The organism is Wenzhouxiangella sp. AB-CW3 (genome assembly GCF_014725735.1).
Lineage (GTDB): Bacteria > Pseudomonadota > Gammaproteobacteria > Xanthomonadales > Wenzhouxiangellaceae > Wenzhouxiangella.
This window is the reverse complement of record NZ_CP061368.1, coordinates 58903-72809: the sequence shown is the minus strand read 5'-3', so window position 1 is coordinate 72809 and position 13907 is coordinate 58903. Positions and strand designations below refer to the sequence as shown.

Below are 13907 nucleotides of genomic sequence, written 5' to 3'. Positions count from 1 at the left end.
CTCGATCAAGGAGTTCTTGCGGAAGATGCCGGGAGTGGGTGAGGTGTTGCGCCAGGCCGACTTGAAGGGAAATGAATCAGCATCGGTGGCGAAACACTCATCTCTCGGCATGCCCGTTTTCGGGCGTCCGCAGGAATTGGCACCTGGCGAAAATCGCTGGTTGCCCCGGCGTCAAAGGGCCTGTCCCTCAGCCGGTCTTGATGAGCTTGTTGGGCACGACAGTACCCAAACTTCGGTGAGTGGTCAAAGAAGAAATAGTTATATGGGCTGCTCGAGACGACCGGCAGACCGTTTCGCCGCTCATCAAACTTCCTCCGCCCGATTGAGCCGTTGACATCCTGGCGAAGCCGGGGCATATTGATGGACAGCGCCGATTTGAGCCAGCTTGCGGGCGCTTAACAAGTTCAGCTAAAGCGGTCGGCCTGCAGTCCGCCTTCCTCTTTATCCTGATCTTCCCGCAAGCGGCCCACCGGCCCGAAATTTAAAGCTTTGCGGGAATCCAGATGAAACTTCAGCAACTTCGATTCTTCATGGCCGTCATCGACAACGGCCTCAACATCACCCAGGCCGCCGAGGCGCTCTACACCTCGCAACCCGGCGTGAGCAAGCAGATCAGGCTGCTTGAAAGCGAACTGGGCATGCGCTTGTTCGTTCGTCAGGGCAAGCGTCTCGAGTCGCTCACACCGGCGGGCGAACGCGTGGCCGATCATGCCGCGCGGGTGCTCAAGGAAGTCGACGGCATCAAGGCACTGTCGAAGGAACTGCGTGGCGAAGACCGGGGTACGATTCGCCTGGCCACCACGCATACCCAGGCCCGCTACGTGTTGCCATCGGTCATTGATCGCTTCCGGCGCGATTTTCCCGATGTCGACTTTCATCTGCACCAGGGCACTTCCGAGCAGATCCTTCGCATGATGGACGAGCGCAAGGTCGATTTCGCACTGCTTTCCGGGCGCGCCCGCGAGTTCGGATCGCTGGTCTCCCTGCCTGTCTACCAGTGGGATCGCACGATCCTGGTGCCGCAGGATCATCCGCTTGCCGAGCGCGAAGCGCCACTGGACCTGGCCACGCTGGCCGATTACCCCCTGGTGACCTACGTCTATAGCGACCAGCCGGAGTCATCGATGATGAGCAGCTTTTCCCGGGAAGGACTGACCCCGCGGGTGGCTTTCACCGCACGCGATGCCGACATCATCAAGACATACGTGCGGCTCGGTCTGGGCGTGGGTGTACTGGCTTCGATGGCGGTCGAGGCCGGCACCGACGACGACCTGATCGCCCTTGATGCCGCCGGACTGTTTCCCCGGTTGACCACCTGGCTGGGCTTCCGTGAAGACTTGCTGCTGACCGACCTGCACATCAATTTCATTCGACAGCTGGCACCACATCTGCCCGAGCGCCTGTTTACCGCGCTGACCCGCGAAGGACCGGATGCCGATCTGGATGATCAGCTGCAAGACATCGAGCTGCCCCTGCGGGCCGGGCCGGGGCGTCGCCCGGAGCTTCGCGGCTGCTAAGCAACCCTGCGCGGGCGCTCAGCGATTGCTGGCCTGGCCTTCGGGCAGCTCATGCAGGCCGCATTCGCGCATCAGCCCGAAGAAGCGGGCTTCTTCGCGCGACTCGACCTGATCGAGCGAACGGGTGGTGTGCCAGTCGCCGATGCTGACATAGCCGCGCTCGCGCAGCGGGTGATAGGGCAGGTCGTGGCGCCGAAGGTAGTCATGGACCTGGCGATCGGTCCAGTCAGCCACCGGATGCACCTTGCAGCGTCCCCACTGCTGGTCGATCAGGGGCAGATCGTTGCGGCTGACCGACTGCACCCGGCGCAGCCCCGAGAACCAGCTGCCCACGCGCAGGTCATTGAGCGCACGCCGCATCGGTTCGACCTTGTTGTCGCGGTTGTAGGCGGCCAGTGCATCGCGTCCCTGTTCCCAGCGACGGCCGTGGCGAGCCTCCTGCCAGGCCGCCGAGAGACGGGGCCGGTAGACCTTGAGGTTGACCGGAAGGCGCTGACACAGCTCGTCGACAAAACGGTAGGTTTCGGGAAAGTGATAGCCGGTGTCGATGAACACCACCGGTGTACCCGGGGCCACTTCGCTCACCATGTGGAGCATCAGCGCGGCCTGAATGCCGAAACTCGACGACAACACATGACTGCCGGGCAGATGCTCGAAGCTCCAGGCAATGCGATCACGCGCTTCGAGACCGGCCAGCCGGTGCTCGGCATCTGCCAGGTCGATCGATATTGTGGCAATGGACTGTGCGGTGGACTTCATGATGCCTGCTCCCGATTAACTTCTTCCTGATTGACTTCCGATCCGTGCTCGACGGCCGCGACCTGTCCACTGCGGACCAGGAAATCGCCAAACCGCTCGCCGTCTTCACGATCGGCGGCATAGCGCTCGAACAGTGTGTCGATGGTGTCGAGAATCTCGGCTTCATCGGCGTTGTCCAGGTACAGGCGACTGAGACGTGAGCCATCGAACGCCGCTCCCAGGTACATGTTGTATCGGCCCGGTGCCCGGCCGACGAAGCCGATCTCGGCCAGGTAGGGGCGGGAGCAGCCGTTGGGGCAGCCGGACATGCGCACGGTGATGGGCTCGCCCTCGATGCCATGGCGCGCGGCCAGTTCCTCGATGCGCGTGAGCAGGTCGGGCAGGTAGCGCTCGGCCTCGGCCATGGCCAGGCCGCAGGTGGGCATGGCCACGCAGGCCATGGCATGCCGGCGAACCGCCGACGTGCCGGACTCGCCCAACCCGGCCGAGTCAAGCAGCAGGTCGACGGTGTCGCGGGCATTGGCCGGCACGCCGGCCACGACCAGATTCTGGTTGGGCGTCAGCCGGACATCGCTGGCATGGCGAGAGATGACTTCGCGCAGACCGGAGCGGTGGGCCGGCAGCAGTCTGCCGTTCTCGACAAAGACCGTGCGCTGCCAGCGTCCGTCACGCTGCTCGATCCAGCCGTAACGGTCGCCGTTGTGCTCGAAGTGCAGCTCACGGGCCGGTTCCAGGCGCACCCGTGCGCGCCATTCCAGCTCGCGTCTGAACCAGTCCAGGCCATGGCTTTCGATGGTGTACTTGAAACGTGCCCGCTTGCGATTTTCGCGTTCGCCGTGATCACGCTGAATGGTCACGACCGCCTCGGCCACGGCGAGCAGATCACGCGGCCTGATGAAACCGATGACATCGGCCAGGCGCGGGAAGGTTTCGGGCTCGCCATGCGAGCAGCCCAGTCCGCCGCCGACGCTGACGTTGAAACCGACCAGACGATCGTCCTCGGCCACGGCAATAAAGCCCAGGTCCTGGGAGTAGATGTCGACATCATTGACCGGCGGCACGGCAATGGCGGCCTTGAACTTGCGCGGCAGGAAGCTGCGCCCGTAAATCGGTTCCTCCTCGGGCGGCCGGTCGATATCGACCTTTTCGCCATCGACCCAGATCTCGCGCCAGGCCCGGCTGCGCGGCAGCAGGTGCTCGCTGAGCCGGCGCGCCCAGGCCAGCGCCTGGGCATGCACCGGCCCGGCTTCGGGCTGAACATGGCACATGACGTTGCGGTTCACGTCGCCGCAAGCGGCGATCGAATCGAGCAGTGCATCGTCGAGCCGCCGGATCAGGGTGCGCAGGTCCTCCTTGGCCACGCCATGAAACTGCACGGCCTGGCGGGTGGTAAGCCGGATCGTGCCGTTGGCCACGCTGTCGGCCAGCCCGTCCATGGCCGCCCACTGTTCGGGGGTGATATGACCGCCCGGAATGCGAACGCGCAGCATGAACTGGTAAAGCGGCTCCAGGCGCGCTTCACGGCGTTCCTGACGCAGGTCGCGGTCGTCCTGCTGATACAAACCATGGAACTTGGTCAGGATGGTGTCGGACTCGGCGATGCCGCCGGTCAGCGGGTCGTTGAGCGACTCGTGCAGCGTGCCGCGCAAACCGCGGCTTTCCAGCTTGATTTTCTCGACGTCGAGATCAGCCATCAATAGACATCCTTCTGGTAGCGGTGGTCGGCCTTCATGGCCGCCAGGTATTCCTCGGCCTGCTCTGCAGACCGGCCGGCCTGCTCGACAATCACGTCGACCAGGGCCTGGTGCACGTCGGCGGCCATGCCCTGGCCGCTGCCGCAGACGTAGACATGCGCGCCCTCTTCCAGCCAGGCGTACACCTCGCGGGCCTGTTCGCGCAGACGGTGCTGCACATAGACCTTCTCGGCCTGATCGCGCGAGAAGGCCACCGACAGGCGGCTGAGTGCGCCGTCGCGAAGGAAACGCTGCCATTCAAGCTGGTAGAGAAAATCGGTGCGCCGATGCTGCTCGCCGAAGAACAGCCAGCTTGAACCGGCAGCCGCCTGGGCTTGACGATGCTCGACAAAGGCGCGGAACGGCGCCACGCCGGTGCCCGGGCCGATCATGATGATGGGCCGATCGCCGTCGGACGGCAGTCGGAAGCGTTCGTTGGGTTCGATATAGATCGGCACGACATCGCCGGGTGCGGCCCGCTCCAGCAACTGCCCGGAGGCCACACCCAGGCGCCGGGCGAGATCGGCACCATGCTGTTCCAGCTTGACGGTCAGGCCGATCTCGTCTTCGACGGTCAGCGGGCTGGAGGCAATGGAGTACAGTCTCGGCGCCAGCCGGCGCAGGCTGCCGGCCAGGGTTTCGGCATCGACCCGCAAGGGATAGTCCTCGAGCACGTCGATGACTTGACGTTCGGCGACCCAGCGGGTGAGGGCATCGCGATCGTCAAGCAGGGCCTGCAGTTCACCGGCTTCGGTCAGCTCGGCCCAGCGCACCAGAAACGGGCGAACAACCTGGGTTAGCTCTGCATGCCGGCCCAGCCAACGGCCTAGGCTGATGCGCCGCCCGTCATGCTCGATCTCGGCACTGGCGTCGACACCGCAGGCCTCGACAATCCGTTCGACCAGTGCCGGATCATTCTCCGGCCACATGCCCAGCGAATCGCCCGGCTGCCAGACAATACCGCTGTCTTCCAGCGACAACTCAACATGCGCCACGCGCTTGTTGGAGGGAGTAACGGTCAGCGGCGAGACTTCCAGCAGCTCGGCTTCAAAGGGATTTCGCCGATCATGGGCCGCCGTGGCCGAGGCCGCCTGCGGGGCCGGGCGTCCAACGACTTGCAGGTGTGGCTCGGCCGCGGCAGAGCCCTGTTGCATCAGCGGCTCGACACGCTCGACGACCCGGTCGCGCCAGGGGTCTTCCTGGGTTTCAAAGTCCACATCGCAATCGACCCGGTCGAGCAGGCGTTCGCCGCCGAGTTCGGCCAGGCGCTCGTCGAGTTCTCGGCCGGTCTGGCAGAAGTCCGGATAGGAAGAATCACCCAGCGCGAAGACGGCGTAGCGGAGTTTGTCCAGCGATGGCGCGCGGTCGGAATGGATAAAGCGGCAGAAGGCTTCGGCGGTTTCCGGCGGATCGCCTTCGCCATGCGTGGCAACGACCAGGATCAGCAGCGAAGCCTTGCCAATCCGGCGGGGCTGCACCTCGTCCAGGCCGGCCAGGCTGACCTCCCAGCCGCGTTCGCGGGCGGTGTCGGCGAGGCGCCGGGCCACGCCGCGGGCATTGCCGGTTTCGGTGCCGTACCAGATCGTCAGGGTTTCGGCCGCGCCGGGCTCGGCGGCCGGCTGCGCCATCTGGTCGACCGCACCATGGGCCACCGACGATCCGGCGGCGGCCAGGCCGGCCATGTAGCCAGACGCCCAGAGCAACTGCTCGGAGGTCAGATTGTCGCGCAGGCGGTCGAGCTGTCGCTCGATTTCCTGTTGCTGGGCTGGAACCAGAGCCATGTTCGTGTCCTGACATGTCGAATCGAATCGGAGGTTGCAGCCTAAACAGTGGCCCTTTCGCTGGGAACGATTTGCTGGTTATACGCATATTCCCCTGCATCCGGACCGCCGGGACTTTCCCGACAGCAGCAAGGTCGGCCTGTCATCAGGCAACGGGACTCGATCAAACCCGGGTGGGCAGACACGGGCGGATATAACCAGAGCGCATGACGGGTTAGCAGCTAAGTATTTCCGCAGCTAGCGGTGGCCGGATAGCCTGTCTGCATGTCTACGAAAACTCTCACATCACCGTCACGTTGGTATCCCGTGTTCCTCGACCTTCACGATCGTCGCGTTCTGATGGTCGGCGGCGACGAGGTCGCGAAGCGCAAGATGAAGCGGCTGCTCGAGGCCGGTGCGCTGGTCGACCTGGTGGCCGACTCATTGCACCCGGATACCGAGGCCATGGCCGACAGCGAGCGGGTCAACTGGCTCGCCCGCGAGCTGGCCGACCACCATCTGCCCGGTCATGCCCTGGTGGTGGTGGCCGCGGCCGACGCCTTTACGCGTGAGCGCATTGTTCGCTGGGGCCGGGACCATGGGGTTCCGGTCAACGTCGTCGACCGCCTGCAGGAAAGCTCGGCCATTGTTCCAGCCGTGGTCGATCGTTCACCGCTGATGATCGCCATTGGCTCGGGAGGCCAGGCCCCGGAACTTGCGCGCATGATCCGCAGCCGCATCGAGCGCCTGCTTCCGCCCAGCATCGGACGCCTGGCGGCCATGGCCGGCAGCCTGGCCGGACAGATTCGCGCCCGCTTCCCGGAGCTGGCACGGCGGCGGCGATTTCTCGACTGGGTCTTCAACGGACTGCCGGCCGATGAAGTGGCCGCCGGGCGCGAGCAACAATCGCGCGCCCTGATCACCCGGGCACTGGAGAAGGATGAATGGTCCGGGCCAGGGCATGTCAGCCTGGTCGGTGCCGGGCCGGGCGAGCCCGAGCTTCTGACCCTGCGCGCGCTTTCGCGCATCCAGTCCGCCGACGTGATCGTGCATGACGGCCTGGTCGATGCGCGCATTCTCGACTATGCCCGGCGCGATGCCGAGCTCATCGACGTGGCCAAGCGCCCCGGCGAAAATGGTGTCGGCCAGGATGGCATTCACGAGATCCTGATCGAACATGCCCGTTCCGGTGCGCGGGTCGTGCGCCTTAAAGGCGGCGATCCCATGGTGTTTGGCCGTGGCGGCGAGGAGCTGGCTTTTCTGTGCGCCCACGGCATCGACTACGAAGTGGTGCCGGGCGTAACCGCGGCCTCGGCCTGCGCGGCCTACGCCGGATTGCCCCTGACCCAGCGCGGCATGGCCCAGTCGGTACGCCTGGTCACCGCCCACTGCGAACGCTCCATCGACCGCCTGGACTGGGCAGCCCTGGCCGCCGACTACCAGACCCTGGCTTTCTATATGTCGGTCGGTCAGCTCGAACACATCGAGCAGCAGTTAATCGCGCATGGCCGCGCAGCGCAGACGCCGGTTGCCCTGGTCGAGAACGGCACCCGGCCGGATCAACGCGTCGCGGTGGGTGAGCTGCACGAACTGGCCGACCTGGCCCGTACTCACTCGATCAGCTCGCCAGCCATGCTGTTTGTCGGCGAGGTCGCTACCCTGGCCAGGGAACTGGGCTGGTACGGCGATGCCGTACTGACACGGGGCGAGCCATCGGCCCGCGTCCTCGCGGCGACTGGCTGAACAAGCGTTCCTTCCATCCGGTAATTCTCACTGACGGATCCAGACATGATTTACGACAACATCCTCCAGACCATCGGCCGCACACCGGTCGTCCGCCTGAACCGCCTGGCCCCGCCGCACGTGGACTTCTACGTCAAGGCCGAGTTCTTCAACCCACTGGCCTCGGTCAAGGACCGGCTGGCCGTTGCCATTATCGAGGATGCCGAGCGCCGCGGCGAGCTCAGGAAAGGTCAGACCGTGGTCGAGGCCACCTCCGGCAACACCGGCATCGCCCTGGCCATGGTGTGCGCGGCCAAGGGTTATCCGTTCGTTGCCGTCATGGTCGAGACCTTCTCGGTGGAACGACGCAAGCTGATGCGTGCGCTGGGGGCGAAGGTGATGCTCACCCCGGCCGCCGAGCGCGGCACGGGCATGGTGAAGAAAGCCGCCGAGCTGGCCGAACGTCACGGCTGGTTCCTGGCGCGCCAGTTCGAGAACGAGGCCAACCCGGCCTATCACCGCAACACCACCGGCCCTGAGATCCTGCGCGATTTTGCCGGTCGGCGACTGGACTACTTCGTCAGCGGCTGGGGCACCGGCGGCACCATCACCGGCGCCGGCCAGATGCTCAAGCTGGCACGCCCGGAACTGAAAGTCATCGCCACCGAACCGGCCGGCGCCTCGCTGATGGCCGGAAAGGAATGGCAACCGCACAAGATCCAGGGCTGGACCCCGGACTTCCTGCCCAAGGTGCTCGATCGCTCCGTGGCCGACGAGATCGTGCCGGTGGACGACGACACCGCGCGCGACACCGCGCTGGCGCTGGCCAGCCGCGAGGGTATCTTCGCCGGCATTTCGGCCGGGGCCACGGTGGCCGCGGCACTGGACGTGGCAGAACGCGCCGAACCCGGCAGCAGCATTCTGGCCATGCTGCCCGACACTGGCGAGCGCTACCTTTCCACCTTCATGTTCGAGGACATCGCCGAAGGCTCCGACGACGAGTGGCTGGCGGCTTTTGCCGAAGAAGCACCGGATACCACCGATGAGAACAGCCCCAGCCTTTCAACGACATCCTCGTAATCGGGGGTCTTGGCGTAGATATCTCCATTGCGCTGCAGGCCCTGGATCTGATCTGCGACCGGCAGCCTCGTAGGCCAGGGCCCGCTCACAGGGAAGGTGGTGTCGCGGGCGGCATCCGATTGAGCACGACCGGGCCGGGTGATCGACCGAGTCGGCAATTTCAAGTGCACGAGGCCTTGAGTCGGCAAGATTGTCGTGATGCCACCTGGTGATTGATTGTCTTCGTTGGTGCAAGTGCTGGATCGGTTGGTTTGGGAAGAACCGACTGGTTGATTCCGCCACCCGCCCCGGTCGTGCTCAATCGAATACCACCCGCTTTGAAGGGTGTGAGCAGGCTGAAAGTCTGGCGGTGGCTTCGATCTGGACTAACTTTCAACCTACTCTCACACCTCAGGTGGGGAGTGGTCTGGTGCGGGGGTGGTTTTGATGTGACGGAAGGTGGCACGTACTTTCCGCAACCTGAGCTCCTGCAAGGCCAGATCATCAGCACGGCAGCGGAGCGCTCAGGGCGATATTCAACCAGCACCAGGACGCCACCACAACCCCCAATGGCACACCGGCCGATTCACCTCAATGCCGCCTCCGCATCAGGCCGCTCCCCACCCTGCCCCACACCCCAGACTGACTGCAGGAATGCATAATGGGCAGTGCACACCTTCAAAGGAGAAGTGAATGAGCCTGCCCGACAAGCATGTCGCCATTCTGGCCGAGGACAATTACCAGGAGCTGGAACTGCACTACCCGCGCCTGCGGCTGATCGAGGCCGGTGCGAGGGTCAGCGTGCTCGGGGCCGGGAAGCACACTTATCACAGCGGCAAGGGTTACGCGGTCGGTGTCGATGACGATATTTCCGAGGTCGATCCCGGGGACTTCGATGCCGTGGTCATTCCCGGCGGCATGGCGCCGGACCGGATGCGCCGCCACCGCCACATGGTGGATTTCGTGCGCGCTTTGAGCGAGGCGGAAAAGCCGGTGGCGTGGATCTGCCATGCCGGCTGGATGGCGGTGTCGGCCGACATCATTCGGGGCCGGCGCGTGACCTCGTTTGCCTCGATTCGCGACGACATGGTCAATGCCGGCGGCGACTGGGTGGACGAGGAGGTGGTGGTCGACGGCCACCTGATTTCCAGTCGCGTGCCCGACGATCTGCCCGCCTTCTGCCGCGCCATCATCCAGGCCTTGTCATGATGAGAAGCCTCCTGACCGGCCTTCTGGCTTTGTGGCTGGCGGGCACGATCGCAACGCCGGCCATGGCCGGTGACGAGGAATCGTCAAAAACCATCGGCCTGGCGCTGGGCTCGGGCGGGGCGGCTGGGTTGGCGCATATCCGCATGATCGAGGTGTTCGAGGAACTGGAAGTCCGGCCCGCGGCTATCGCCGGCACCAGCATTGGCGCGATTATTGGTGCGCTGTACGCCGCCGGCATGGATGCCGAGGGCATGCGCGAGTTGTTCAAAGAGTTTGGTGGCTCGGCGCTGGACCCGTTTTCCAACGACGACGGTCTGGATATCGGCCTGACCGATCTACTCGAAATCGACTTCGATGACGGCAGCCTGCTGGACCCGGACGAGTTCTTCGAGCTGGTGGCCGAACGTATCGATGCACGCGAGTTCGACGATCTCGACATTCCGCTTAAGGTCGTCGTCACCAATTACTGGGATGGCGAAACCGTGGTGCTGGAGGAGGGCGATCTGTTCGAGGCGCTCAAGGCGAGCATGGCGGTGCCCGGCCTGTTCGCGCCGGTCAAGCGCGACGACAAGCTGCTGATCGATGGCGGCACTTCCAACCCGCTGCCCTGGGACCAGGTTGCCGACCACGACATCGTCGTGGCCATCGACGTGACCGGCTCACGCAACCCCGAACAGGACGAGTCGCCCGACCTGGCCGACCTGTTGTTCAAGACCTTCGAGATCATGCAGCAGTCGCTGATTGCCCAGGCCCGGCGGGCCGATCCACCGGATATCTATATCAAGCCGGAACTGTCGGGTATCCGCCTGCTGTATTTTGATCGTGTCGACGACATTCTTGACAAGGCCGAATCGGGCGCCGACGAGTTGCGCCAGAAGTTGTCCGAAGCGCTGGAACAGTAGGTTAGGCAAACATGCCCGAGATCGATCAGGCCACCCATGGCCGTATTCGTTTGCGCTGGCGCCGCATTGCGCTGGCGACGCTGGCATTGGCCTGGATCGCCTCGGGGACCTGGCACAGTGTCAAGCCGCTGCCCGAGGGTCTCGCGCTGACCGGCGGACAGTACCCCGCGCCGGTGATCGAGTACCTGGCCGACGATACCTGGGTGGACGAGGACGGCGAGCGTCGCATCGACCGGACCATCTTTGATCGCAAGCTGGAACTGATTGCCCAGGCCGAGCGCCTGATCGTGGCCGACATGTTCCTGTTCAACGAGTTTGCCGGCGCTGCCGATGATGACGACATGCGGGCATTGTCGTCGGAACTGACCGAGGCACTGGTTGAACAACAAACGGCCGTGCCGGGGCTTGAGATCGTGTTCATCACCGACCCGATCAATACGGTTTACGGCAGCATGGAGTCACCCCATCTTCAGACCATGCGCGAGGCCGGCATCGAAGTGGTGGTCACCGATCTTGATCGCCTGCGTGATTCCAACCCGGCCTGGTCCGGGCTGTGGCGGCTTTGCTGCCGATGGCTGGGCAACAACACCGACGGTGGCTGGTTGCCCAACCCGGTCGGTGACGAGCCGATCACGCTGAGGAGCTGGAAACGCCTGGCCAACTTCAAGGCCAACCACAGAAAGACACTGGTCGTCGATCACGGCGAAACATGGAAGGGGCTGGTGACCTCGGCCAACCCACACGATGCCTCCAGCGCGCATTCCAACCAGGCCGTGGTGCTGTCCGGCCCGGCCGTGTTCGAGTTGCTGGCCTCTGAACGGGCCATCGTGGCATTCTCCGACAATGGCGCGTTGTGGGATCGTCCACCGGAGGCCGTTCCGCCGCAGATGGCCGATGCTGACCTCAGCATACAGGTGCTCACCGAAAGCGCGATACGCGATGCGGTCATCGAGTTGCTTGACTTTGCAGACAGCGGAGACGAAGTCGAGCTGTCGATGTTCTACCTCTCCCATCGCGGCATCATCGAGGCGATGAAAGATGCGGCCGGGCGCGGGGCAAGTGTAAGCGCACTGCTCGATCCCAACGAACACGCCTTCGGCCGTAGAAAGAACGGGGTGCCGAACCGACCGGTGGCCGCCGAACTGACCCGGGCCGGTGTCGATGTGCGCTGGTGCCACACCACCGGGGAGCAATGCCACGACAAGCAATTGCTGGTGCGCTTCGGCGATGGCCAAACGGAGCTGATCGCCGGCACGGCCAACTACACCCGGCGCAACCTTGACGACCTCAACCCCGAGACGGCGCTGCACCTGCGCGGGACCGATGCAACACCGCCACTTGTCCAGGCCAGACAACGTTTTGATGAGCGCTGGAACAACCGCAACGGGCGCTCATACAGCCTGGATTACGACGAGTACGCCGACGAGAGCCGCTTGCGCTACTGGCAATACCGGATCATGGAAGCCACCGGCCTGTCGACGTTCTGATCGCGCGGGGGCTGTCAACTCAGGGCCGACCCGTCAAAGGACGGCCGGTCAGATCGACCCAGGCCGCCTCGCCCCAGCCCACCAGGAGACCATCGGCAAAGATCAACGGCGTGGTCTCGTCGCGCGTGGTCATGCCATCAGCCTTGACGCGATGGGTACGGTAGAACAGCACCTGGTAGTCATAGTCAGCGCGAGAGAAGGATTCGAGGAAATCCGGCGTACCCATGCGCGAACGGACCTCGTCGACATACATGCCCTTGCTCAGCCGCGCGATCGCTGCACGGTTCTCACGCTCGATCTGCTGCCAGTCCGATTCCCCCGATGAACCACGGCTGCCGCCTACGCTGAACACGCAACCGCCCAGCAGCACGGTGACCAGGCCCAGGACCAGAACTCTGGAAACGACTTTCATCTGCATTGCCTCCCGATAAAGGATTCCGATGGAATGGAACCTTGATTATCGGACGGCAAGCTGAATCCCGCCTGAGCCAGAAGTCATGAGTCGAATGGGCTACTGCCCGGTCAGCAGATCGGCAACTGCCTCGCCCAGGTGCTCGGCCAGCAGTTCGCGGTAGAAATCGCGCTGCATCAGGCCACCATCGTGCGCGAAAAACTCGTCGACGAGCTGTTGCCAGTCATTGTTCAGCGGCATGATCACGCCGAACTGTTCGCCGGTGTCGTCGAAAGCCGGGTGATGCCTGAGCGGGGCGCCGCGGTCGCGCGCACCGTAGTAGTTGTAGGCATCGATGTAGGCGAAATGCGTGTCGTCGGCCACCGCGGTAATGATCTCGTCATTGCTGCCGGCGCAATCAATGCCCAGTTCAGGCCAGTGCTCGTCGCGCAGCGCCTTCAGGCGGGTTTCGTGCAGGGTGCCCTCGAAGGCCAGTGCGCGCAGATCGGCCAGCTGCCGGGCAGCCTGTTCCGGGCCATCAACTTTGCCCCGGTCTTCATGCGTGATCAGAACGGCAATGTTTTCCAGGTACGGCGGCGAGAACGCCAGTTCCTCGCGCCGGGGCTCGGTGATGGTGACGTTGCCAATGCCGAACACACCGCCCTCGGCATCGCGCACCCGGCCGTAGAACACGGTCCAGTCGGTTTCCTCGACGAAATCCAGCTCAAGTTCGATACCGCGCGCCTCGGCAACATAGTCGGCAAACCGGCGCATGATCTCGACGGTCACACCGGTCAATTCACCATCCCCCTCACGATAGGCCCAGCCGCCGGCTGGAACGTAAAGCACGGTGACCGTGGCTTCGCCGGCCTCGCGGGCCTCGGCCAGGGTATCGCCACGGTCGGCATGTTCGCCGGTCAGGCCGGTTAGCGGCAGGAAGAGGAGAAGCCAGGGCAGGAATCGTCGGGCAGGCATTGATGGGCCGGGCGTGGAAACCAGTCAGGATCATAACGGATCGGGAGTCGGGAGAAAAAGAAGAACAAGGCTTACGCGTTTTTCCTGATAGGCGACAGGCGGAAAGGCGCGGACAATGCTTGCCACACGACGACATCGTGATTTCTTTCAAACCTGATTTCATTTGAACCAAGGAGAAACCCAATGACCACCCGATTCGCTTCAGCCCTCGCCACCCTGGTATTCGGCATTGCGGTCGCTTTCCAGGCTTCGGCAGGCACGCCGGTAACCGAGGACGGCGTGACCACGATTCACCTTGACCAGTACAACGGCTAGTTCGCCGCCGAGGAAACCCTTGCGGACCTGGCCCCGGGCAACTATCGCTTCGTAATTACCAACAAGGCCGAAAAGGTC

The 13907-nt window shown here is 64.0% G+C and carries 12 protein-coding genes and 1 riboswitch; of the genes, 7 read left to right on the top strand and 5 right to left on the bottom strand.

The genetic code is table 11. The features are described 5' to 3' along the window. Positions 1–94 precede the first annotated feature (94 nt). A riboswitch (SAM riboswitch) is annotated at positions 95–207 on the bottom strand. A 296-nt stretch (positions 208–503) separates the two neighbouring features. Then, positions 504–1517 carry a LysR substrate-binding domain-containing protein gene (locus tag IC757_RS00300; RefSeq protein ID WP_190975436.1) on the top strand — a complete coding sequence of 338 codons (1014 nt, stop codon included), beginning with the start codon at positions 504–506 and terminating at the stop codon, positions 1515–1517. 18 nt (positions 1518–1535) lie between these two features. Here the strand turns inward: IC757_RS00300 and IC757_RS00295 are convergent, their stop codons facing one another. Genes IC757_RS00295 through IC757_RS00285 form a run of 3 tightly spaced genes read right to left on the bottom strand, consistent with a single transcriptional unit; the run spans position 1536 to position 5790 of the window. Next, positions 1536–2276, bottom strand: coding sequence for a phosphoadenylyl-sulfate reductase (locus tag IC757_RS00295; protein WP_190975435.1), 741 nt, complete (start codon positions 2274–2276; stop codon positions 1536–1538). Beyond that, positions 2273–3970, bottom strand: a complete 1698-nt coding sequence (gene cysI / locus IC757_RS00290; protein ID WP_190975434.1) for an assimilatory sulfite reductase (NADPH) hemoprotein subunit — start codon at positions 3968–3970, stop codon at positions 2273–2275. The genes IC757_RS00295 and cysI overlap by 4 nt, the downstream gene beginning before the upstream one ends. Beyond that, positions 3970–5790 (bottom strand): assimilatory sulfite reductase (NADPH) flavoprotein subunit, encoded by a 1821-nt coding sequence (locus IC757_RS00285; protein ID WP_190975433.1) that lies wholly within the window; start codon positions 5788–5790, stop codon positions 3970–3972. The genes cysI and IC757_RS00285 overlap by 1 nt, the downstream gene beginning before the upstream one ends. A gap of 264 nt (positions 5791–6054) precedes the next feature. On the opposite strand from IC757_RS00285, the gene cysG reads away from it, so the two are divergent. The 5 genes from cysG to IC757_RS00260 all read left to right on the top strand — a co-directional run bounded on the left by cysG (position 6055) and on the right by IC757_RS00260 (position 12148). Next, on the top strand, positions 6055–7512 hold the full coding sequence (cysG, locus tag IC757_RS00280) for a siroheme synthase CysG (RefSeq protein WP_190975432.1): 1458 nt from the start codon (positions 6055–6057) through the stop codon (positions 7510–7512). A 45-nt stretch (positions 7513–7557) separates the two neighbouring features. Then, a complete protein-coding gene (cysK, locus tag IC757_RS00275; RefSeq protein WP_190975431.1) occupies positions 7558–8571 on the top strand; it encodes a cysteine synthase A in 1014 nt (337 codons plus the stop codon). A gap of 672 nt (positions 8572–9243) precedes the next feature. Then, positions 9244–9759, top strand: coding sequence for a type 1 glutamine amidotransferase domain-containing protein (locus IC757_RS00270; RefSeq protein WP_190975430.1), 516 nt, complete (start codon positions 9244–9246; stop codon positions 9757–9759). Next, positions 9759–10661: a patatin-like phospholipase family protein gene (locus IC757_RS00265; protein WP_190976876.1), complete on the top strand. Its 903-nt coding sequence runs from the start codon at positions 9759–9761 to the stop codon at positions 10659–10661. Before IC757_RS00270 ends, IC757_RS00265 begins: the two co-directional genes overlap by 1 nt. 11 nt (positions 10662–10672) lie before the next feature. Continuing rightward, positions 10673–12148, top strand: coding sequence for a phospholipase D-like domain-containing protein (locus tag IC757_RS00260; RefSeq protein WP_190975429.1), 1476 nt, complete (start codon positions 10673–10675; stop codon positions 12146–12148). Between the two features lie 19 nt (positions 12149–12167). Here the strand turns inward: IC757_RS00260 and IC757_RS00255 are convergent, their stop codons facing one another. Both IC757_RS00255 and IC757_RS00250 read right to left on the bottom strand, forming a co-directional pair. Then, entirely contained in the window at positions 12168–12560 is a 393-nt protein-coding gene (locus IC757_RS00255; protein ID WP_190975428.1) for a DUF3192 domain-containing protein, read from the bottom strand. Between the two features lie 99 nt (positions 12561–12659). Continuing rightward, complete coding sequence (locus IC757_RS00250) at positions 12660–13514, bottom strand: substrate-binding periplasmic protein (protein ID WP_190975427.1); 855 nt, start codon at positions 13512–13514, stop codon at positions 12660–12662. Between the two features lie 183 nt (positions 13515–13697). Between IC757_RS00250 and IC757_RS16820 the strand changes: the two genes are divergently transcribed. After that, positions 13698–13829: a hypothetical protein gene (locus tag IC757_RS16820; protein ID WP_263405576.1), complete on the top strand. Its 132-nt coding sequence runs from the start codon at positions 13698–13700 to the stop codon at positions 13827–13829. Positions 13830–13907 lie beyond the last annotated feature (78 nt).

Bases quoted from the DNA above. Each gene is read 5' to 3' on its own strand.
- IC757_RS00255 (WP_190975428.1), bottom strand. From the start codon at position 12,560: ATGAAAGTCGTTTCCAGAGTTCTGGTCCTGGGCCTGGTCACCGTGCTG.
- IC757_RS00260 (WP_190975429.1), top strand. From the start codon at position 10,673: ATGCCCGAGATCGATCAGGCCACCCATGGCCGTATTCGTTTGCGCTGG.
- cysK (WP_190975431.1), top strand. From the start codon at position 7,558: ATGATTTACGACAACATCCTCCAGACCATCGGCCGCACACCGGTCGTC.
- IC757_RS00295 (WP_190975435.1), bottom strand. From the start codon at position 2,276: ATGAAGTCCACCGCACAGTCCATTGCCACAATATCGATCGACCTGGCA.
- IC757_RS00250 (WP_190975427.1), bottom strand. From the start codon at position 13,514: ATGCCTGCCCGACGATTCCTGCCCTGGCTTCTCCTCTTCCTGCCGCTA.
- IC757_RS00300 (WP_190975436.1), top strand. From the start codon at position 504: ATGAAACTTCAGCAACTTCGATTCTTCATGGCCGTCATCGACAACGGC.
- cysG (WP_190975432.1), top strand. From the start codon at position 6,055: ATGTCTACGAAAACTCTCACATCACCGTCACGTTGGTATCCCGTGTTC.
- IC757_RS00270 (WP_190975430.1), top strand. From the start codon at position 9,244: ATGAGCCTGCCCGACAAGCATGTCGCCATTCTGGCCGAGGACAATTAC.
- IC757_RS00265 (WP_190976876.1), top strand. From the start codon at position 9,759: ATGAGAAGCCTCCTGACCGGCCTTCTGGCTTTGTGGCTGGCGGGCACG.
- IC757_RS00285 (WP_190975433.1), bottom strand. From the start codon at position 5,790: ATGGCTCTGGTTCCAGCCCAGCAACAGGAAATCGAGCGACAGCTCGAC.
- IC757_RS16820 (WP_263405576.1), top strand. From the start codon at position 13,698: ATGACCACCCGATTCGCTTCAGCCCTCGCCACCCTGGTATTCGGCATT.
- cysI (WP_190975434.1), bottom strand. From the start codon at position 3,970: ATGGCTGATCTCGACGTCGAGAAAATCAAGCTGGAAAGCCGCGGTTTG.